General features: G+C 46.3%; 18 protein-coding genes and 1 tRNA gene. 7 read left to right on the top strand and 12 right to left on the bottom strand.

Annotated features, from left to right (window positions below; translation table 11 throughout):
• Positions 1-29: 29 nt before the first annotated feature.
• The 9 genes from Pas1_RS04625 to cysS form a co-directional block, all read right to left on the bottom strand.
• Positions 30-3077 carry an efflux RND transporter permease subunit gene (locus tag Pas1_RS04625; RefSeq protein ID WP_112294633.1) on the bottom strand — a complete coding sequence of 1016 codons (3048 nt, stop codon included), beginning with the start codon at positions 3075-3077 and terminating at the stop codon, positions 30-32.
• A gap of 3 nt (positions 3078-3080) precedes the next feature.
• Complete coding sequence (locus tag Pas1_RS04620) at positions 3081-4214, bottom strand: efflux RND transporter periplasmic adaptor subunit (protein WP_204881700.1); 1134 nt, start codon at positions 4212-4214, stop codon at positions 3081-3083.
• A gap of 187 nt (positions 4215-4401) precedes the next feature.
• Positions 4402-5928, bottom strand: coding sequence for an efflux transporter outer membrane subunit (locus Pas1_RS04615; RefSeq protein ID WP_112294632.1), 1527 nt, complete (start codon positions 5926-5928; stop codon positions 4402-4404).
• Between the two features lie 98 nt (positions 5929-6026).
• Positions 6027-6121, bottom strand: a tRNA-Ser gene (locus Pas1_RS04610).
• Positions 6122-6184: 63 nt separating this feature from the next.
• Positions 6185-7435 (bottom strand): aspartate kinase, encoded by a 1251-nt coding sequence (locus Pas1_RS04605; protein WP_112238239.1) that lies wholly within the window; start codon positions 7433-7435, stop codon positions 6185-6187.
• A 52-nt stretch (positions 7436-7487) separates the two neighbouring features.
• Complete coding sequence (gene tilS / locus Pas1_RS04600) at positions 7488-8816, bottom strand: tRNA lysidine(34) synthetase TilS (RefSeq protein ID WP_112294631.1); 1329 nt, start codon at positions 8814-8816, stop codon at positions 7488-7490.
• Positions 8782-9753 carry an acetyl-CoA carboxylase carboxyltransferase subunit alpha gene (locus Pas1_RS04595; protein WP_112204129.1) on the bottom strand — a complete coding sequence of 324 codons (972 nt, stop codon included), beginning with the start codon at positions 9751-9753 and terminating at the stop codon, positions 8782-8784. The genes tilS and Pas1_RS04595 overlap by 35 nt, the downstream gene beginning before the upstream one ends.
• Before the next feature lie 9 nt (positions 9754-9762).
• On the bottom strand, positions 9763-10416 hold the full coding sequence (locus Pas1_RS04590) for a DNA-3-methyladenine glycosylase family protein (protein ID WP_112294630.1): 654 nt from the start codon (positions 10414-10416) through the stop codon (positions 9763-9765).
• Positions 10417-11838, bottom strand: a complete 1422-nt coding sequence (cysS, locus tag Pas1_RS04585; RefSeq protein WP_112294629.1) for a cysteine--tRNA ligase — start codon at positions 11836-11838, stop codon at positions 10417-10419.
• Between the two features lie 85 nt (positions 11839-11923).
• Between cysS and Pas1_RS04580 the strand changes: the two genes are divergently transcribed.
• From Pas1_RS04580 to Pas1_RS04570, 3 genes are read left to right on the top strand one after another with little or no spacing between them, the layout of a single operon-like run.
• The gene (locus Pas1_RS04580; RefSeq protein WP_112204135.1) at positions 11924-12781 is read left to right on the top strand and encodes a tetratricopeptide repeat protein; all 858 of its coding nucleotides are present in this window, start codon (positions 11924-11926) and stop codon (positions 12779-12781) included.
• Positions 12753-13256 (top strand): peptidylprolyl isomerase, encoded by a 504-nt coding sequence (locus Pas1_RS04575; protein ID WP_112294628.1) that lies wholly within the window; start codon positions 12753-12755, stop codon positions 13254-13256. The genes Pas1_RS04580 and Pas1_RS04575 overlap by 29 nt, the downstream gene beginning before the upstream one ends.
• Entirely contained in the window at positions 13253-14038 is a 786-nt protein-coding gene (locus Pas1_RS04570; protein ID WP_112204139.1) for a UDP-2,3-diacylglucosamine diphosphatase, read from the top strand. Before Pas1_RS04575 ends, Pas1_RS04570 begins: the two co-directional genes overlap by 4 nt.
• 30 nt (positions 14039-14068) lie before the next feature.
• Here Pas1_RS04570 and Pas1_RS04565 read toward each other — a convergent pair whose 3' ends face one another.
• Positions 14069-14857: an inositol monophosphatase family protein gene (locus Pas1_RS04565; protein ID WP_112204141.1), complete on the bottom strand. Its 789-nt coding sequence runs from the start codon at positions 14855-14857 to the stop codon at positions 14069-14071.
• Between the two features lie 126 nt (positions 14858-14983).
• Between Pas1_RS04565 and Pas1_RS04560 the strand changes: the two genes are divergently transcribed.
• The gene (locus tag Pas1_RS04560; RefSeq protein ID WP_112238249.1) at positions 14984-15742 is read left to right on the top strand and encodes an RNA methyltransferase; all 759 of its coding nucleotides are present in this window, start codon (positions 14984-14986) and stop codon (positions 15740-15742) included.
• A gap of 23 nt (positions 15743-15765) precedes the next feature.
• A complete protein-coding gene (gene cysE / locus Pas1_RS04555) occupies positions 15766-16530 on the top strand; it encodes a serine O-acetyltransferase (RefSeq protein WP_112204145.1) in 765 nt (254 codons plus the stop codon).
• Here the strand turns inward: cysE and Pas1_RS04550 are convergent, their stop codons facing one another.
• On the bottom strand, positions 16531-17148 hold the full coding sequence (locus Pas1_RS04550; protein WP_112294627.1) for an FKBP-type peptidyl-prolyl cis-trans isomerase: 618 nt from the start codon (positions 17146-17148) through the stop codon (positions 16531-16533).
• A gap of 146 nt (positions 17149-17294) precedes the next feature.
• On the opposite strand from Pas1_RS04550, the gene Pas1_RS04545 reads away from it, so the two are divergent.
• Positions 17295-18422 carry a cupin domain-containing protein gene (locus Pas1_RS04545; protein WP_225971655.1) on the top strand — a complete coding sequence of 376 codons (1128 nt, stop codon included), beginning with the start codon at positions 17295-17297 and terminating at the stop codon, positions 18420-18422.
• 108 nt (positions 18423-18530) lie between these two features.
• The gene (locus Pas1_RS09690) at positions 18531-18701 is read left to right on the top strand and encodes a hypothetical protein (RefSeq protein WP_168183332.1); all 171 of its coding nucleotides are present in this window, start codon (positions 18531-18533) and stop codon (positions 18699-18701) included.
• Positions 18702-18772: 71 nt separating this feature from the next.
• Here the strand turns inward: Pas1_RS09690 and bamC are convergent, their stop codons facing one another.
• Entirely contained in the window at positions 18773-19909 is a 1137-nt protein-coding gene (gene bamC / locus Pas1_RS04540; RefSeq protein ID WP_112295165.1) for an outer membrane protein assembly factor BamC, read from the bottom strand.
• Between the last annotated feature and the right edge of the window lie 5 nt (positions 19910-19914).

Here is a 19914-nt window from a genome sequence, read left to right as displayed (position 1 = left end):
GGGCTTTAGATTGATCTGAATGAACGTGATTAAGTCGTAGTCTCGGGATCGGTATGTTGCTGATGATGGTGATCGGCGCCAATAAAGAGGTACATTGCGGGGACTACGAACAAGGTAAAGAGTGTTCCAATCGATAGCCCTGTAAAGATCACCAAACCCATTGACTTACGCCCAGCTGCACCAGCACCAGAAGCAATCACCAGAGGGAAAACTCCCAGCACCATCGCAAAGGTCGTCATCAAGATCGGTCTGAGACGAACTGTGGCTGCCTCAATGATTGCCTCTAGCTTAGTACGCCCTGCTATCTGAAGCTCATTTGCAAATTCAACGATCAAAATACCGTGTTTACTAATTAAGCCCATCAGAGTAACAAGGCCTACTTGGGTATAAATATTTAGGGTAGTAAAGCCTAGATTGATAAAAATCAAGGCGCCAAATAAAGCCAGCGGTACCGAAACCAAAATGACAATGGGATCTCTAAAGCTCTCAAACTGGGCAGCCAAGACTAAGAAAACAATCAAGATTGCAAAGAACATGGTTCCCAGGAAACCACCAGATTCATTGGCAAATTGCCGTGATGGTCCTGCGTAGTCAACTGAGTAGCCGCTAGGAGCAACCTCTTTCAGGGTATCTGCGAGGAACTTCAAGACCTCTCCCTCAGAAACAAACGGAGTACTCACACCTGAAATCGTCGCTGAATTCAATTGCTGGAAGTGATTAATCGACTCTGGCACTACCTGCTGTTTAATGGTTGCAAATGTTCGAACTTGTATCAAGCTCCCTTTCGGAGTTCTGATGTAGTAATCTAAAATTTGATCTGGGTTGAGACGATTGACCTGCTCTACTTGCGGAATCACACGATAAGATCGCCCTGCAATTGAGAAATAATTGACGTATCCACCACCTAAGGCTGCGGTTAAGGCGCTGCCGACTTGCTGCTGAGTCATCCCTAAGGAAGCTACCTTATCCTTGTCAACCACCAACATATCTTGAGGTTTATCGATCTTCAAATCGGTATCCACAAAGAAAAAGTTACCGCTTCTTCTGGCCTTATCAAGAACGGCCTGAGAGACATCATTCAAAGCTTGATAGGGTTCGGTTGTTTTAATCACGAACTGAACAGGCAATCCCTGCGAACCAGGCAAAGCCGGAAACTGGAAGGCCGCAACCCGAACCCCTGCAATCGAATTCCACTTTTTTTGAAGATCTTGTTGTAGAGCCATCGCAGATCGGCTTCGTTGCGACCAATCTTTTAACAAGATGCCACCAAAACCAGTGCCAGGACTCGTAATCTGGAAAGACTGAGCAAACTCTGGTTCTGCTTTTGCAATATCAAATATTTGATCAGCATAAAGCTGCATCTGCGCCACAGTACTATTGGGAGGCCCAGTCAAGTTCATCAGCACAATACCTTGGTCTTCAATTGGTGCCAATTCAGCTTTAGAAGTCGAATATAAATAAGCGACGCCGCCAAGTAAAATGACTCCCATCACGATGATGACCTGCCACGTCCTCAATAAACTACGCAAGGTAGATTCATAGGCATGATGAATCTTCTCAAAGACGCGATCGATCTTTAAGGCAAATTCTGAAGTTTCTTGTTCAGCCTTAAAAATACGAGAGCACATCATCGGCGATAAGGTCAGCGCAATCAGGCCTGAGACAGCCACAGAGCTAGCGAGTGTGAAAGCAAATTCTGTGAATAATGCACCCGTTAAGCCACCCTGGAAACCAATCGGAATATATACCGCAATCAAAACTACCGTCATGGCTAGAATCGGGCTACCGAGTTCGCGCGCGGCAATAATGGCAGCATCAAACGGTGACTTACCCTCTTTCATATGACGATCAACGTTTTCCACCACAATGATGGCGTCATCAACCACCAGACCAATGGCAAGAACCAAAGCCAATAAAGTCAGCAAATTAATCGAGTAGCCCAGCACCTGCATGAGGAAGAAGGTGCCAATTAAAGACAAAGGCATTGCAATCACTGGAATCGCAACAGCACGATAGCTACCTAAGAATAAGTAGATAACAATAGTCACAATAATCAGTGCCTCAAACAGGGTTTTGACGACCTCATCAATCGAGCTTGTAATGAACTGCGTTGAGTCATAGACGATCTGGCCTGTCATACCTACCGGTAACTGCTTTTGGATACCAGGCAAGAGTTTGCGAACCCGATCGACGACATCGAGCAAGTTAGCTTGGGGCGCTACTTGGATACCAATAAATACAGACTGTTTACCGCTGAAGGCTACATTAGTGTTGTAGTCCTCAGATCCTAAAGTCACAGTAGCTACTTGATCTAGATGAACTAAGTTAACGCCATCGCTTTTGATAACCAGTTTTCGAAATTCCTCTACCGTATGCAAGTCGGTATTGGCCATTAAATCGACCGATACCATATCACCCTTGGTAGTACCAACAGCAGAGAGATAGTTATTTGCAGATAAAGCGTTATAGACATCGTCAGCAGCGACTCCAAGACCCGCCATTTTTTCTCGATTGAGCCAAGCACGAAGAGCAAACTTACGACCACCAATTAACTCTGCGTTTTGAACACCATCAACGGCGTCAAACTTAGGCTTTACTTCACGCAATAAATAATCCGTGACACTATTGTTTGGGATATCGATGCTGGCAAAGCCCATGTACATCGCATCAGTAGTTTGTCCCATTTGCACTGTCAGAACAGGCTGTAGAGCTTGCGGAGGGAGCTGATTTCTGACTGAACTAATCTGCGTTTGTATCTGTGTCAATGCAGAATTCGAGTCGTAATTCAGTTTCAGGGTTGCTGTAATGATAGAAAGGCCACTGACACTGGAAGATGACAGGTAGTCAATGCCTTGTACCTGTGCAATCGCTTGCTCCAAAGGCTGAGTAATAAACCCCGCCATGGTTTGCGCATCAGCACCGTAGTAATTCGTAGTGATAGTAACAACAGCATTTTGGGTTTTGGGATACTGGCTAACAGGTAATGAGCCAATCGCCTTAAAACCAAAAACCAATACCAATGCACTCACCACCAGTGATAACACCGGCTTGTTGATGAAGAGATCAGTCCATTTCATTGTTTACTGCTCTTGTGGCTTAGGATCAGGCAGGTTGGTAGGTTGAACCGTGTTGTTGATATTCAGAGGGCTACCATTTTTAAGCTTGAGCTGACCACTCGTAACAACCGTCACGCCCTCCTCCAAGCCCTTGAGAATAGACACCTGGTCGCCACGAGTCTGACCCGTAGTGACAAATACTTGCTGAGCCTCGAAGATTGTTTTGCCTTCTTTGTCTTTCTTGCCAGAGTCTTTACTAATAAATACGGTAGCTCCATAAGGGTTGTATGTCACTGCAGTTTGAGGCACCGTAATTAAACTGAGTTGACTGCCCACATCAATATTCACATTAGCAAACATGCCAGGTAAGACTTTTTTATCTGGATTATCTATTTGAGCTTCAATTTGTAGATTACGGGTATTGGTATCTACCTTAGGACTGACAGCAGTGATCTTGCCAACAAAAGTCGCATTCTTAAATGCATCGGTAGTCACAGTGATGGATTGCCCAACCTGAATATTGGCAGCATCACTTTGGGGCAAATTGAAATCTATAAAAATAGGATCTAGAGTCTGCAAGGTCATGAGCTTGTCACCAGGATTGATATATTGACCTGGATTGATTGTGACGATACCCACGCGACCACTAAATGGCGCTTTGATATTTTTCTTGGCCACTAAAGCAGTTTGTGCTTCTACTTGCGCTTGCTTAGACTTTGCATCAGCCTTAGAGGTATCGTAAGTATTCTTACTAATAGCCTGAATAGCCAACTGCTGACGATCACGTTCATTAATTACTTTTGCTAATTCAGCCAAAGCTTTTAATGAATTTAACTGGGCCACGTCTGAGGCATCATTGAGCTTGACCAGTAAATCTCCCTCTTTTACGTCGACTCCAGATTGAACAGGGACGTTGACTACCAAGCCCCCGATTTCTGTGCTCAAATCAACGCCCCGATAAGCACGAACACTGCCTACGCTGGTGAGTTTAGGTTGCCAGACATCCGCTTTTGCAACCATGGTAGAAACAGACTGAGGGGGCATGCCCATCCCAGAAATATACTGCTTAATCATGAAGGTTTTTAACTGATTGAAAGCAAAAATCAGACCTAGCAGCAAGAAGACCCCGATCAACATGATGACCATTCGTCTTTCCATCTCGGGCAATGCCATCAGTTTTGCGTAAGCGCGGGTATTCTTAAAACGCGCCTTAAGTCGCCCTATCAGACCATCAACATCATCTTTGATTTTCTGCAGACGCTCTTGCATATGCCAAACTGTCCATTGCTGGATTACCCAGGCTTGCGCCTGCTTGGCGAGCGTAATCAATCGAAGCTTTAGTGTTTCAAGGCGTGTCATTTTGATTTTCGTTTACGTTGGCTTTAGGTTGAAAGGCAGGCTCAGTCCGATTCCACCATCCACCACCAAGGGCAGCAAATAAGGCGGCAGTATCAGCGAATCGGTTTGCTTGTGCTTGTATCGACTTAATCTTGGCCTGCTGATATTGAGTCTGATAATAAAGTACTTGGAAATAACTCGTAGTGCCCAGTTTGTATTGGATCTCAGATAACTTGAGAGTCTCATAGGCATATCGTTCTGCATTAGAAGCTGAGCGCAAGGCTCTTGCCCCGGTTTCTAATGCCTTTAAGGCATCTGCTACCTGCTGGAATGCGCTCAATACAGTAGCTTGATATTGATAGACCGCTTGCTCATAATTGGCTACTGCACCACGACGTTGCGCTATCAACTGACCGCCTTGGAATAAGGGCTGAAACACTGCCCCACCTACAGACCATAAGGCAGCACTGGGGCCAAATAAAGCACCTGCGGTTAGGGCTTCAGTGCCTATCGCGCCAGTGATATTAAATTGGGGCAATAAGTTCGCTGTAGCTACACCAACCAAGGCATTAGTTGATTTCAGGTTCGCTTCTGCCGCCTTCACATCTGGACGTTGACGTACCAAGCTAGAAGGTAAAGACAAAGGGATCTTTTCTGGTAAGTTCAGAGTACTTAGATTAAAAGCAGTAATGTTTGCGCTACTAGGTTGCTCTCCAACATACACCGCCAACTGATTACGAATGATGGATAAATTCTTTTCGTAGTTAATCAGGTCGACTTCAGAGGTAGACACCAAAGTTTCTTGTGATGACACATCAATTTTGGATGCCGTACCGATGATCAACTGTTTTTCAGTAATAGCCGCCTGTTTTTTCTGTGAATCTAAAATTTCTTGGGTCGCTTTGAGTTGAGCTTCTAGGGCCGCCTCTTTAACTGCAGAGGTCACAATATTTGAGGTCAGAGAGAGGTATGCGCCCTCTAGTTGATATTGCTGATACTCAGCTTGCGCTCTGGCACTTTCTACAGTTCGGCGCGCACCACCAAAGACGTCTAATTTATAAGTGACACCCACGTTGGCGTTATACAAGTTATAAATACTGGTAGGCCCGGTTTGTCCGTAAGCAGCAGGTGGCACCTGCTGTCTTGATCCTGAACCATTCAAACTAAATGCTGGAAAGTACTGTCCGCCAATTTGCGCATACAGATTTTGCTGGGCAGAACGCAAGGCGGCATCCGCTGCACCAAGTGTGGGATTTTGTTCTAAAGCTTTCTGAATCAGCGCTTCTAGTTCTGGTGACTTGTACAAAGCCCACCATTGCGCAGGAATATCGCCATTCTCCTCTAGCTCTTGCTGTGTACCACCAGGAACATCTGGTGCAGTAGCCAATTTAGTCGGAATAGGCTTTTCGGTATAACGAGAAACTTTTGGAGCAGGAGGCTCCTTAAAGTCGGGGCCAGCTGCGCAACCGAAGAGGCCGGCAATCACAATGCCCAACAAAGCTACAAGACGTATAAACGAGAGATAAACAGCCATGGGGCTCATTATCAAGGAAAAAATGGGAAGCCTGTCACAAAAGCTACCCTGAAATGCCCGCAAAATGGGCTCAATGCCCGTTTTCTTCAATGAATCCTTGGCGGAGACGAGAGGATTCGAACCTCCGATCAGAGTTTTAGCCCCGATGCTCCCTTAGCAGGGGAGTGCCTTCGACCAGCTCGGCCACGTCTCCGTATTTCATAAAACGAACTTCTAAAGCGCACACAGTTTAACGGATAACCGCTAAATACGGAACTTACTGCTGATCTAGCTCAAATGCCTTGTGCAGAGCTCTAACGGCTAATTCTAGGTATTTCTCATCCAATACGACTGAGATTTTGATTTCACTGGTAGAGATCATCAGAATATTGATGCCCTCTTCCGATAAGGTGCGGAACATTTTGCTAGCCACGCCAACGTGCGAACGCATACCAACGCCCACTACCGAGACTTTAGAAACTTTTGGATCGCCAGTAATCTCCTTAGCCTGAATATGCGACTGCACTTTATTCTTCAACAAGTCCATGGCTTTTTGATAATCCGCACGGGGCACTGTGAATGTAAAGTCAGTAATGCCATCCACGGATTGATTCTGAATAATCATATCGACATCAATATTGGCATCTGCAATTGGTCCCAAAATTTGATATGCGATTCCAGGTCGATCTGGAACACCCAATACGGTAATCTTGGCTTCATCGCGTGCAAAAGCAATTCCGGAAATAACGGCGGCTTCCATAGTGCTGTCCTCTTCAAAAGTAATTAAGGTGCCCGACTTCATCTCTTGATCAAGCGGCATCAATGGGTCTGTCAATGAAGACAGAACCCGGGTTTTAACTTTGTACTTGCCTGCAAACTCAACTGAGCGTATCTGCAAAACCTTAGAGCCTAAACTGGCCATCTCTAACATCTCTTCAAAGGTAATGTGATCAAGACGGCGAGCATCCTCACACACCCGAGGGTCCGTTGTATAGACACCATCCACATCGGTATAGATTAAGCACTCGTCAGCTTTGAGAGCGGCGGCCATTGCTACAGCTGAGGTATCTGAACCACCCCGACCGAGTGTCGTGATATTGCCTTGAGGGTCTACCCCCTGAAATCCAGTAACAACAACTGCTTTACCGGCATTGAGATCGGCTAGAATTTTTTTATCATCAATGCCCATAATACGGGCCTTAGTAAATGCAGAGTCCGTATGAATCGTTACCTGCCAACCAGCATAGCTAATCGCATCAATACCTTCTTTAAGCAATGCTAAGGCGAGTAAACCAGAGCTGACTTGCTCTCCGGTTGAGGCGATTTGATCTAATTCGCGCGGATGAGAATCAGGATTAATGTCTTTGGCCAAGCCCAGAAGACGATTAGTCTCTCCAGACATTGCAGAAGGGACTACGACAACTTGATGGCCCGCACGTATCCATTTGGCGACGCGTTTGGCCACGTTCTGGATGCGCTCTACCGAGCCCATCGAGGTACCACCATATTTGTGAACAATTAAAGCCATAAAACCGTTTATAACCGTATGTGTAAAGGGTCTATTTTACTAGGTTTTGAAGCTACTGAGCCGGCTGCCACTCGGGCAAAACCCTTTTGCCGCTCCCGATGAGATGGGGGAAGCTCACACCCAAGCCCGCTACAGCGATTAATTGCCCATCAATAAAGAGTAAGGGCGCCTGCCTTTGCCAGGGTGGAATGGCGTTTTCTTGAAAGAGATTTTTGAGTGTTTTACGCGGCGTCTTGGATTTGAGTTGCAAGCGCTCCGCACCCGAACGTTGCTTCTCCTCAATGCTGCCAGACGCCTTAGCCTGATTCACCCACTCTAGCGATAAACCCAGGGTTTTACTTCTTAACGGTAGCGGTGTAAAAACCCATTGCCCTGCAGTGTGCTGCTCTTGCATTTTGACAACGCTAAGTTGACCACGCCAAAGTACGATCTCATGATCATCATGTAACCACTTCAGCTGGGTATTGGCCCCAACTGTTTGAAGATCACTCCACCAGGATTGAAGACGCTCTTGCGATGGCATAGCTAAGTTCTGTAGCTTGAGCCAATAGCGCAGCACATTATTTGCTGCAGGTAAATCATGCTTGTGTAATTCAAGGAGAGGCTTAAGTTGGAGATGGTCTTGATTCAGAATCGTTTTGCCATCTGCTTGAGCGAGACGATCTAGTAGGAATTGTGCATCACCCAGAAGTTGCGCACTACGAGCCAAATTGGCAATCGCTTCTGGCTGAATTTTTCCCAAGCGCGGAATAATGTCTTTACGAATCGCATTACGACGATAGCGAGTCGATTGATTGCTAGGATCTTCAATCCATTTCAACTGATTCGCCTTTGCATAGGCTTCAAGCGCTTCCCTGCTCTCCCCTAATAAAGGTCGCCAAATCGTAATAGGGCCTTGATCTGCACTGATCATCCGCTCACTAGGCATTGCTGATAAGCCTGCAACACCAGCACCGCGCAACAATTGCAAGAGCACTGTCTCAGCCTGATCATTTTGATGGTGAGCAAGTAATAGATCTTCGATTTGATGCTCGGCACATAAATCAGCGAGTGCTTCATAGCGAGCTGTTCTGGCTCTAGCCTCAATATTCCCCTCGGCTGAAGGAATTAGGTGCAGGAGACGAAAGTCGAAAGCGACTGGATATTTTTTCTTTTGATACTGAGCAGTGAGTTTTTCGCAAAACTCAAGCCATTCATCGGCTGGTTTTTGTAAACCATGATGAATATGCAATGCCCAAATTTCTTCAATATTCTGTGACTGAAATGCTTGTGCTTTGCATACAGTATCGAGCAAGACAACGGAATCGAGACCACCACTGAGGGCAACCGCGATCCGTTTTCCAGGCTTAGGGCTTTGGGGTGATTTCCTTGAATTTGCCATAGCTCATCAAGCGTTCATGGCGGCGCTCTAACAAGGCCTCCACTTTCATACCATCGAAGGTTTTTAAAGATTCAGATAAAGCTTTGCGCATATGGCTCATCATCACATCGTAATCACGATGTGCACCCCCAATGGGTTCAGGAACAATCTTGTCAATTAAGCCCAACATTTTCAGTCTTTGGGCGGTTAAGCCCAGTTGCTCTGCTGCTTCAGGCGCTTTATCCGCCGTCTTCCATAAAATCGACGCACAGCCTTCTGGCGAGATCACTGAATAGGTTGAATTTTGGAGCATCAGCACTTGATCGCCCATGGCAATCGCTAAAGCGCCACCAGAACCACCCTCACCAATGATGGTACTAATAATAGGTACTTCAAGTTCGGCTTGCACATAGAGATTGTGTCCAATTGCTTCAGATTGATTGCGCTCTTCAGCATCAATACCTGGAAATGCCCCAGGCGTATCAACAAAGGTAAATACTGGTAAACCAAATTTTTCAGCTAAGCGCATCAAGCGCATCGCTTTGCGATAACCCTCCGGACGACTCATGCCAAAGTTTCGCAATGCACGCTCTTTGGTATCTCTACCCTTTTGATGACCAATCACCATACAAGCACGACCATCAAATCTGGCTAAGCCAGCAATGATCGATTGATCATCAGCAAAGCTGCGATCGCCATGTAGCTCATGAAAGTCTGTGAAGAGTGCAGTAACGTAATCTAAGGTGTAAGGTCTTTGGGGATGGCGGGCAACTTGAGAGACTTGCCAAGGGGTGAGGTTCTCGTAGACCTCTTTGGTCAGTTGCAGACTTTTTTCTGAGAGCGTTTTAATTTCATCGGAAATATCTACCGATGATTCATCCTGCACAAAACGCAATTCCTCAATCTTGGATTCGAGTTCGGCAATCGACTGCTCAAAATCTAGAAAAGTGGTCTTCATACAGTGATTTTAGTATTCAACCGGAATGGGGTCGATACTTCGCCATAAATACCACGTTGCTACCGTGCGCCAGGGGGCCCAATTGGCAGCTACCTCTCTGGCCTCATGACGGCTGACAGGCTCACCACTGAAATAATTGATAGAAATAGCCTTAATCAGCCCAATGTCATCGAGAGGAAGAATATTGGGTCGGGTCAGATTAAAGATGAGGAACATCTCCGCTGTCCAGCGGCCGATACCCCGAATTTCACTGAGCTCCTTAATGACGGACTCATCATCCATGTCTTTCCATTGATTGGCATGCAATCGGCCAGACACAAAATGGTCTGCAAGATCCTGAATATATTCAACCTTACGTCCAGATAAACCAGCAGTTCGTAATTCTTCCACAGTAAGAGCCAGAATATTTTTCGGATTGATCTTCTTTTTTGCAGCAATCACCACCCGATCCCATACCGCTTGAGCTGCAGATACTGAAATCTGCTGACCAACAATCGATCTTGCCAAGGTAACAAATGGATCACCACGTGTCATCAAGAAACCAGTGCCGAACTTCGGAATCAGTTTGCGCATGATCCGATCATTTTTCATTAACTCTTTACAAGCTTGTTCCCAATAATGCGGAGCAACTGCTTCCAGAATGACTTCGCTTGATTTAGTCACTTACAGTCTGCGCCATTCTGTAATACCGCCAGGTTTATCTTCTAGCACGACACCCTGCTCTAGTAATTGCTTACGAATCCCATCCGCTTTTGCAAAATCTTTTGCCTGCTTCGCATTTGCTCTTGCAGTAATTTGCAGCTCGATCCGCTCTACACTCAAACCACTCTCAGTATGGCGCGCACCGGCCTGTAAAAATTGATTGGGCTCGCGTTGTAAAAAATTCAAACTTCCAGCTAAAGAGCGCAAAGTATTGGCAAGTTGGTCTTTCTCTTTGCCGTTTGCACGATTAATTTCACTTGCCAGATCAAAAAGTACTGCAATTGCCTCAGGCGTATTGAAATCATCATTCATGGCAGCGTTAAAACGCTGTACCCAAGTAGACTCTATATCAATGGCAATATCACTTGATGGGGTATGGGCTAATGCAGTGTAGAGGCGCACTAAACCGGCATGAGCTTCATCTAATTGAGCATCGCTGTAATTAATTGGGCTGCGGTAATGGGCTCTCAACATAAAGAAACGGAGTACTTCAGGATCATAGGTTTTCAGAACATCGCGAATCAGAAAGAAGTTACCCAAAGACTTAGACATCTTTTCTTCATTAACCCGAATGTGGCCGTTATGCATCCAGTAATGTACAAAAGGCTCATCACTTGGAGCGCGACCTTTACCGTATAAAGCGCCTTCGCTTTGGGCAATCTCATTCTCATGATGCGGAAACTGGAGATCTGACCCACCACCATGAATATCAAAATGTTCGCCGAGCAGATCGCAAGACATGGCTGAGCATTCAATATGCCAACCTGGTCTACCCTCACCCCATGGAGATTGCCACCGAGTATCTGCCGGCTCTTCAGGCTTAGCACTCTTCCACAACACAAAATCGTGTGGATCACGTTTGGTTCCAACAATAGTCACGCGCTCACCTGCTTGGAGTTCATCCAAACTCTTGCCTGACAATTTACCGTAACCTGGAAACAATCGCACTGCAAAATTCACATCGCCATCATCAGCTTGATAAGCCAACTCTTGCTCAATCAGACGGCTAATCATGCCTTGCATCTGCCCAATAAATTCGGTGGCACGTGGCTCTTGATCAGGATGCATTAATCCCAAGCTATCAGAGTCAGCACGCATAGCATCAATAAGGCGACTGGTTAAAGCTGCAATGGATTCTTTATTCTCGATTGCACGGTTAATGATCTTGTCGTCGATATCGGTGATATTGCGAACGTAGAGCACCTCGTAGCCGCTAGCCCGAAGCCAGCGAACGACCATATCAAATACGATCATGACGCGAGCGTGGCCGATATGGCAAAAATCATAGACCGTCATGCCACAGACGTAAATCTTGACCTTGCCCGACTCAATCGGCTTAAAGACCTCTTTTGAGCGGCTTAGGGTGTTATAAATTTGCAGCATAGGCAGATAAAAGGCGGGAATTCACTCGAATTTGTTAGACTGATGAGTATATCGAATGAGTCCGCAGTTTTACCCCCTTCTATTTATGCAAACCTCCCGCCCCTTACTGAAATTGACGCTAGCGCCCCGCATTGGTCTCACTAGCGCCCTAACCATAGCCTTGCTATCCCTCGGAGGCTGCAGCACCCCAGGTCAGCAAAGGGCCGATGCAGAAATACTGGCGGTCAATAAGTCAGAGATGCAACAAAATGCTGGCGCACCTCAAGCTTATCTAGGCTCTTACGGGCCTTCAGATCCGCAGAGATTAAGCACAAATCCCGCCTACGAACCTTTAGCCCCCTCATTGGCAGATTCAGTAGCGGTGCCCTATCTTGCTTTCTTGATTATTGAACCCGATCCTGTCAGTAAAAATGGTGTCCCTTCGGATATTGAAAAGCTTGTCAAAGCCAGACAGTTTCCTGCCGCGATTGATTTAATCAATGAACGACTCAGTAAAACACCTAAAAATGTTCAGTTGCGTTATGTCAAAGCCAGAATTCAAATTCAGATGCGTGACTTTGCTGCTGCCAAACAAACTCTCATTGAAATTACGCAGCAGTTTCCAGAATTGCCAGAGCCTTATAACAATTTAGCTGCGCTAGCTGCGAACCAAGGTCAATGGATTGAAGCGCGAGATTATTTAGAGCTCGCTCTTAAGCTCCGACCCACTTATGCCATCGCCTCTGCCAACTTGGGTGAAGTCTATGTGCGCTTGGCAGCTAAAGCCTATGAAAATGCGTCTCAATCCAGAACCAATCAACGCTTTTATATCAATCGCGCCAAAGCACTCAATGAGATGCTGAAACAAAAGCCCGATAGCGCATTACCCCAATCTAATTTACAACCGACCAACCCCAAGGAAAGTACCCCAAGCAATGGCGAAAGTTCTTCTAAAAACCAATAAGGGTGATATCACTCTCAGTCTCGACGCAGTTAAAGCCCCAAAGACTGTCGCGAATTTTTTACAATATGTGAAAGCAGGTCATTATGACGGCACTATTTTTCATCGAGTCATTAATAACTTCATGATCCAAGGTGGCGGCATGGGTGTTGGTATGAAAGAAAAATCCACTGGTGCCCCAGTTGAAAACGAAGCCAATAATGGTCTCAAAAATGAACGTGGCACAGTTGCGATGGCGCGCACTAGTGATCCTCACTCTGCAACTGCTCAGTTTTTCATTAACGTCAATGACAATGATTTCTTGAACCATACTGCGCCTAGTGCACAAGGCTGGGGTTACGCTGTCTTCGGTAAAGTGACTGATGGTCTTGATGTAGTTGATATGATTCGCAAAGTAAAAACTGGTAATGCAGGCTTTCATCAAGATGTCCCCGCAGAAGACGTAATCATTGAAAAGGCCAGCGTCATCGAAGCATGAGCGTGCAATGTCAAAGCGCCCTGCTGATCTCTGATCTGCACCTGACCCCCTCCATGCCTCAAACGGCTCAGTGCTTCTTTGACTTTTGTCAAAAAGAAACTGGGTCAGTAGAGGCAGTTTTTATTATGGGTGATTTATTTGAGTATTGGCTAGGAGATGACGCCAATACAGGCTCGCCTTTTCAGCAAGAAGTCCGGAGTGCTCTGGCATTGTTATCAACCAAAGTGAAGCTCTTTTATTTGCATGGCAATCGGGATTTTTTACTCGGCCCTGACTACCTCAAGAAAACGGGGATGACCTTATTACCCGATCCTTCCTCCGTCAGCATTGCAGGTCAAGACTATATATTGAGTCATGGTGATGCTTTATGCACCGCAGACATGGGTTATCAAGTCTTTCGTAAATGGACTCGTAAGCACTGGGTGCAAAAACTATTCTTACAATTTCCTTTGCAATGGCGCCGCTCGATTGCAAACCAACTACGTCGTAACAGTGCCCTGAAGTACCAGAGAGCAACTCGCTATGCTCCAGCAAACCGATCTGTACAAATGGATGTGACTACTGGCGCCTGTGCCTCTCTCATCGAGAAACATTCGATTGATCGCTTGATTCATGGCCACACCCACATGCCAAATCATCATCATGAACAACTAGGTGATACCCGTTGGCAGCGTTGGGTTCTATCGGATTGGGATTTAGATCATCCTGAAAGCGTTTTACCAAAAGCCAGCGCCCTACTCATTAATGAGCAAGGTGTTCGTTATCTAGACTTAGTGAAATAAGCTGGCTCAGTAATGTACTGAGTGCTTTACTTAGTACTTGGAGTAACGCGATAGAATTTGCGCCATTTGGGCAAAAATTCGGGGGTTCGCACACATGACTTCACCACTCTCCAAGAAGCCCTCTTCGCCGCGGTAATTGCCGATCAAGCCGCCTGCCTCAGTAAGCAGCAAGGCTCCCGCTGCCATATCCCAGGGCTTGAGATCACTCTCAAAGAATCCGTCGTAGCGACCAGCAGCCACATAAGCCAAGTCAAGGGCTGCTGCACCAGGACGACGTAGGCCTGCGCATTGGCGGGACATCTCCGCAAAGATTTTCAGATAGGTCTCAAGATCTTGATCTTGCCGATATGGAAAGCCAGTACCTAATAAAGTGTTTGCTAAACGATCTTGCGTGGCTACGCGTAAGCGGCGACGATCTAAGTAGGCTCCCGCTCCACGGGTGGCAGTAAAGAGTTCATCACGGGTTGGGTCATACACAACAGCTTGTTGGGTGACACCATTGACTGCGAGTGCGATTGATACTGCATATTGTGGAAATCCATGGATGAAGTTGGTTGTACCATCCAATGGATCAATAATCCAAATGTGATCAGAGCCACTATTTTGAGAGCCGGTTTCCTCAGCCAAGAATCCATGAGTTGGATAGGCTTCGCTTAGGGTTTCAATGATTGCTGCTTCTGCAGCTTTGTCCACTTCAGTCACAAAATCATTGTGCTGTTTACGATCAACCTGCAAACGCTCTAAATTGAGAGAGGCCCGATTAATTACGGTACCGGCACGACGGGCAGCCTTAATGGCCACATTTAACATGGGATGCATAGTGTATGGACAAATTAAATAAGAGCGGACCCGAAATATTGCAAATTCCAATAGAAACTGAAGGACAATAACGAGCTAATAGCTTGATTCTAAACGATTGCCCACATTGCTAGCCAACTAAACTCCATGATTTCTCAAAATGCTGAATTGATCCGCTGGGTCTTGGTGGAAACCAGCCACCCTGGCAACGTCGGTTCTGCAGCCCGCGCACTCAAAACAATGGCTTTTGACCATTTGCTATTGGTTAATCCCAAACACAGGCAAATTGCCCAAGATCCTGAGGCCATTGCGCTTGCTAGTGGCGCTACGGATGTTTTGCAATCTAGCGAAGAACTCCAAACTCTTGATGGAGCAGTCCAAGGCTGCACCCTCGTATTAGGGCTCACGAGTCGAGACCGCGAATTTGGTCCGCCGGCCCTCAATTGGCAAGTAGCTAAAAATTTAATTGCAAAAACAGTTCATGCAGGCCAGTCGGTTGCTTTGCTCTTTGGTCCCGAGCGCACTGGTCTTGATAACAGTCATTTAGCGCTTTGCACCCATCGCGTTTGGCTAGACGCCAACCCAGCCTACCCTTCCCTTAATTTGGCTCAAGCGGTCATGGTCTGCGCCTTTAGCCTTAAAGAGGCGCTTGGCCAATTAGCAGGTTCCGGGAATGCACTATTTTCAGGGTCTCGTGAGGATCTGGCTGAGTTTGCAGACCCTGCTGCCATTGCGGCGATGTTGGAGCATTGGCAAGCAGGCTTGATTGCCCTGGGCTATCTTGATCCTCAAAATCCCAAAAAACTCATGCCCCGCTTACAAGCTCTTTTTGCCAGGGCTAGACTCCATAAAGAGGAAATTGATCTGCTGCGGGGAATCGCAAAACAGATGCTCCTGAGAAAATAAGCCCAAACCATTAGAATCAAGCTATGTTGAATACCCTTTTTGAGACTGTTGACTCCATCATTGCGCGCGATCCTGCGGCACGGAATCGTTTTGAGGTCATCACCTGCTACCCAGGTTTACATGCGATTTTTCTTTATCGCATCTATCATTTTTTATGGATCATTGGCTTTAAGTGGCTGGCTCGCTTCTTATCTTTGCTTGCTCGCATCATCACCGGCATTGAAATCCATCCAGCTGCCAAAATTGGACGCCGGGTATTTTTAGATCACGGTCTAGGTATTGTGATTGGTGAGACTACGCAAATTGGTGATGACTGCACCATCTACCAAGGAGTAACGCTTGGTGGCACTTCACTCTATAAGGGAGTTAAACGTCATCCCACTCTAGGCAAAGGAGTTGTCATTAGCGCTGGTGCAAAAGTATTGGGCGGCTTCATGGTTGGCGACGGCGCTCGGGTTGGTTCAAATGCAGTTGTCCTAAAGGAAATTCCTGCGGGCGCTACTGCAGTAGGCGTTCCTGCTCGTATTTTGCATCCAGATTTACCGCAAACCCAAGCTACAGACAGCAAGGCTTACTTTTCTGCGTACGGCATTACGCCTAATGTCGATGATCCAGTGTCGATGGCTTTAAAGGGCTTGATTGATGCAAGTCTTGAGCAAGAAAGCAAAATTGCTGCTCTAGAAAAAGCCTTGGCTCAGTTAGGCAACAAATCAATCGGCAATGAATCCAGCACTCAGAGCGATACGAAACGTGATCTTGATGCCATCAAAGAATGGCTTAAAGAATAATTAATGCAGAGTGCGGGGATTGCTTCTACCTGCGCCTGAAGCAATAGAAATAAAGTCGTCAGCATCAGACTCTTCACCATCTTCTTCGTTGGGCATGCCAAAGGTAAAACTCTCTGCGCCTGCTGGATGACGATTAGCAATTTCTTCATCGGTAGCAGCGCGAATATCTTGCACTTGTACCCAAAAGCGAAGCGCCATGCCTGCCAAAGGATGATTGCCATCCAACACCACTTGATTATCTGCAACGTCGGTTACGGTATAGATCAGTGAATCATCTTCGTCTTCTTCGGCCGCCAATAAATCCGTATCTTCTTCACTATCTTCTTCAGGAACGCCCTCGAACTGCATACCGACTTCTAGTGGTTCTGGAAAACGTGTGCGGGGTTCAATCTTGAGCAACTCTGGGTTGTATTCACCAAAGGCCTCAGTAGGCTCTAGTTGCACAGTGGTTTCAAAACCAATATTCTGACCCTCCAGGATCGCTTCAATCTTCGGAAAAGTCCCTTCGTAACCGCCATGCAGGTATACCATCGGAGAATCAGGTTCTTCAATGACATTGTTTTGTGCGTCGGTTAATTTATAACGTAGGGATACAACAGTATTTTTATCGATCTTCATGCGGACTTTTCAGTGCTATTACAGTACTACTTTTGATATAGGAAACATTTTACTTGAGTAAGCCTTACGAGCCACCTATCCCCCCAAAACCGCTGCCAATTGACCAAAACTGGGCTCTATTGGGCGGTAGAAGCCCTCAGGAGTTTATGAAGGTGTTTTGGCATAAAAAGCCCTTACTCGTGCGAGGCGCCATCCCTGCTTATAGCTTAGCCAAGTCTCAAAATACTCCCTTAGATAGTCCGATTTCTGCACAGACCCTCTTTCAATTTGCCCAATCGGCAGATTGTGAATCGCGTCTGGTTCACTCGAAACCTTGGCGTCTTTCTGCTGGTCCGCTGAGCAAAAAAGACATCCCTAAGATAGAAGATACCGATTGGACCATCCTACTTCAGGGCATGGAGGCAATACACCCTGCTGCTGCCAAGATCCTCTCGTGGTTTCGGTTTATTCCGGATGCGCGTCTTGACGATTTAATGATTAGTATTGCAGGTCCTGGTGGCGGAGTTGGGCCCCATTTCGATTCGTATGACGTCTTTTTAATTCAGATGTCCGGGAGAAGGCGTTGGAAGATTTCTGAACAAACCGACTTAAGTCTGAAGCCATCGCTGCCACTAAAAATCTTGAAGAACTTTAAAGCGGAGTACGTTTGGGATTTAGAACCAGGCGATATGCTCTATTTGCCGCCGCATATTGCCCATGAAGGGATTGCGCTTGATCCAGGCTGCCAAACATGGTCAGTTGGATTTCGGTCGCCCAGTTATAAAGAGTTGTTACAAGAGGGGCTATGGCGTCTTGCTGAATCTTTAGAAGATCTGCCGCACTTAGCAACATACTTTGCCGATCCTTTACAAAATGCCACTGAGAAGGCCGAACAATTACCTGACGAACTCATTAAACAGGTTCAAGAGAAACTGCGCACCCTCAAACTGCAAGAGATTGATACCTTTCTTCCAGGAATAGCAGCCTATTTGAGCGAACCCAAACCGCAAGCGATTTTTGCAAGCAAGTCGCATGTGACGCCATTTGCATTTGCTCAGAATTTATTAAAACTGACTCTTGTGCCCCATCCTCAGACTCGGATTTTGAGCTATGGGGAAACCGTGTTTTGTAATGGGGAAAACATGACCCAAAATGAGGCACAGGAAATTCAGGACGCTTGGAAAAAACTGAGTAAATTCAAGGCACTTCCCGCGGGCCATGCTATCGGAAAAAAAGCCCATAACAGCCTCCTAGAAGCTTACCTATCTGGCTGGCTCGAATTTATTAAGCGGTAACAAAGAGCTAGCTATAATAAATACAGGAAAGTACTTAGGGATTTTCCCTTCGTATAGTCCGTCACCAATTACCGGTAATTGATATTTATTTTTAAGAGGAAATTACAAATGAAGAAGTCACTCGTACTCGCTGCTATGTTGGCAATCGTTTTAGCTGCTTGCGGTAAAAAAGAAGAACCAGCTCCTGCTCCAGCTCCTGCTGCTGCACCTGCTGCTGATGCTCCAGCCGCTGCTGCACCGGCTGCTGCTCCTGCTGCTCCTGCTGCTGACAAGAAGTAATTTCCTTCTTGAAGAAAAAGCCGCTTTCGAGCGGCTTTTTTTACGTCTGTATTAAAGCAGATGGGTTCGACTTAGCGACCTAGCTGATCCGTAAGTAAGGTTAAGAGTTGCAAACCAGCAGGCGTATTTTCAGGTTTGCCATCGGCATCCTGCACATATACGCTACAGCTTGTGTCCCCTGTCGATTTCACTATCACCCGATACTTCTTCGCCTTTAATGCTGAATCATCCTTACTACTAAATAAGTTTGAGAAGAAACCTTTTGTTTCGCTGGTCTCCTTTTGATTTACATAGCGAACGTAATAAATACCGTTGGAGCGATCACGATCCTCAACGGTAAAGTTAGAGCGATCCAGCGCTAAGCCGACATCGCGCCATGCACGATCAAAGCCGTTGCCAACTTCAATGTGAGCTGCATTACCTTCTTGCACTAAGTTTGCCTTCGGTGTTTTAGCCACTACAGGCGCTGCCATTTGGGCCTTGGCCATTTCTTGAGTCATACCTAAACGCTCCATCAGGCGCTGTAAGAAGACGGCCTCTAGTTCAGGATCAGTCGGGCGAGGCGTCCAAATTGTATAAAGACAATTACCAGAAGAATCGCTCACGCATTTTTCAAGAGCACCTTTTTGGGTGATGTATACCTCTGTCTCGTCAGGCTTAACCACTTCAAGACGGGTTTTATATCGATCCCGCTCACCCGTATCAGAAATGGAATCGAGAGCACTGTTGATAGTAGAGCGAATCCAGTCTTGTTGAATCTTAGGACGATTTTCAGCCCAATCGGTTTCCATGATTCCGGTAGAGGGAGAATCCGTTGTTAATAAAAAACCATTCTCCTGCCAGAAGTCTTTAATCTGGGGATATAACTCAGCAGCGGGTTTTTCTACTACTAGCCAGCGACGATCACCATCACGGGCAATGCGCATGCCTGGAATACCAGTCATCACATTAGCGCGTAACTGGGCTGTTTTCTTGGTTGCTGCAACATACTCGGACATCGTAGCTGTACCATCTTGAACAACGTAGCGACGATCTGCTTGAGCAGTAATGAGGTCAGGTGGATAAGATAGGTTGGGGCCACGCACTTCTCCAGAGCTTCTCTTATAGTCCACTGTATCGCTACTTGTAATGGTCTTACACCCTACTAAGGCGGAAATCAAAATAGCCAATATGGCCAAACAGGAAATATTACGAGTCAAAAATGGCATAGCGC

The organism is Polynucleobacter paneuropaeus, assembly GCF_003261235.1.
GTDB lineage: Bacteria > Pseudomonadota > Gammaproteobacteria > Burkholderiales > Burkholderiaceae > Polynucleobacter > Polynucleobacter paneuropaeus.
This window is presented reverse-complemented; position numbering and strand designations above follow the sequence as displayed.

Coding starts and splice junctions, on each gene's coding strand:
- Pas1_RS04575 (WP_112294628.1), top strand. CDS start 12,753: ATGGCGAAAGTTCTTCTAAAAACCAATAAGGGTGATATCACTCTCAGT.
- cysS (WP_112294629.1), bottom strand. CDS start 11,838: ATGCTGCAAATTTATAACACCCTAAGCCGCTCAAAAGAGGTCTTTAAG.
- Pas1_RS04565 (WP_112204141.1), bottom strand. CDS start 14,857: ATGCATCCCATGTTAAATGTGGCCATTAAGGCTGCCCGTCGTGCCGGT.
- Pas1_RS04615 (WP_112294632.1), bottom strand. CDS start 5,928: ATGGCTGTTTATCTCTCGTTTATACGTCTTGTAGCTTTGTTGGGCATT.
- tilS (WP_112294631.1), bottom strand. CDS start 8,816: ATGGCAAATTCAAGGAAATCACCCCAAAGCCCTAAGCCTGGAAAACGG.
- Pas1_RS04570 (WP_112204139.1), top strand. CDS start 13,253: ATGAGCGTGCAATGTCAAAGCGCCCTGCTGATCTCTGATCTGCACCTG.
- Pas1_RS04620 (WP_204881700.1), bottom strand. CDS start 4,214: ATGGAAAGACGAATGGTCATCATGTTGATCGGGGTCTTCTTGCTGCTA.
- Pas1_RS04545 (WP_225971655.1), top strand. CDS start 17,295: ATGAAGGTGTTTTGGCATAAAAAGCCCTTACTCGTGCGAGGCGCCATC.
- Pas1_RS04550 (WP_112294627.1), bottom strand. CDS start 17,148: ATGAAGATCGATAAAAATACTGTTGTATCCCTACGTTATAAATTAACC.
- Pas1_RS04595 (WP_112204129.1), bottom strand. CDS start 9,753: ATGAAGACCACTTTTCTAGATTTTGAGCAGTCGATTGCCGAACTCGAA.
- Pas1_RS09690 (WP_168183332.1), top strand. CDS start 18,531: ATGAAGAAGTCACTCGTACTCGCTGCTATGTTGGCAATCGTTTTAGCT.
- Pas1_RS04605 (WP_112238239.1), bottom strand. CDS start 7,435: ATGGCTTTAATTGTTCACAAATATGGTGGTACCTCGATGGGCTCGGTA.
- cysE (WP_112204145.1), top strand. CDS start 15,766: ATGTTGAATACCCTTTTTGAGACTGTTGACTCCATCATTGCGCGCGAT.
- bamC (WP_112295165.1), bottom strand. CDS start 19,909: ATGCCATTTTTGACTCGTAATATTTCCTGTTTGGCCATATTGGCTATT.
- Pas1_RS04625 (WP_112294633.1), bottom strand. CDS start 3,077: ATGAAATGGACTGATCTCTTCATCAACAAGCCGGTGTTATCACTGGTG.
- Pas1_RS04560 (WP_112238249.1), top strand. CDS start 14,984: ATGATTTCTCAAAATGCTGAATTGATCCGCTGGGTCTTGGTGGAAACC.
- Pas1_RS04580 (WP_112204135.1), top strand. CDS start 11,924: ATGCAAACCTCCCGCCCCTTACTGAAATTGACGCTAGCGCCCCGCATT.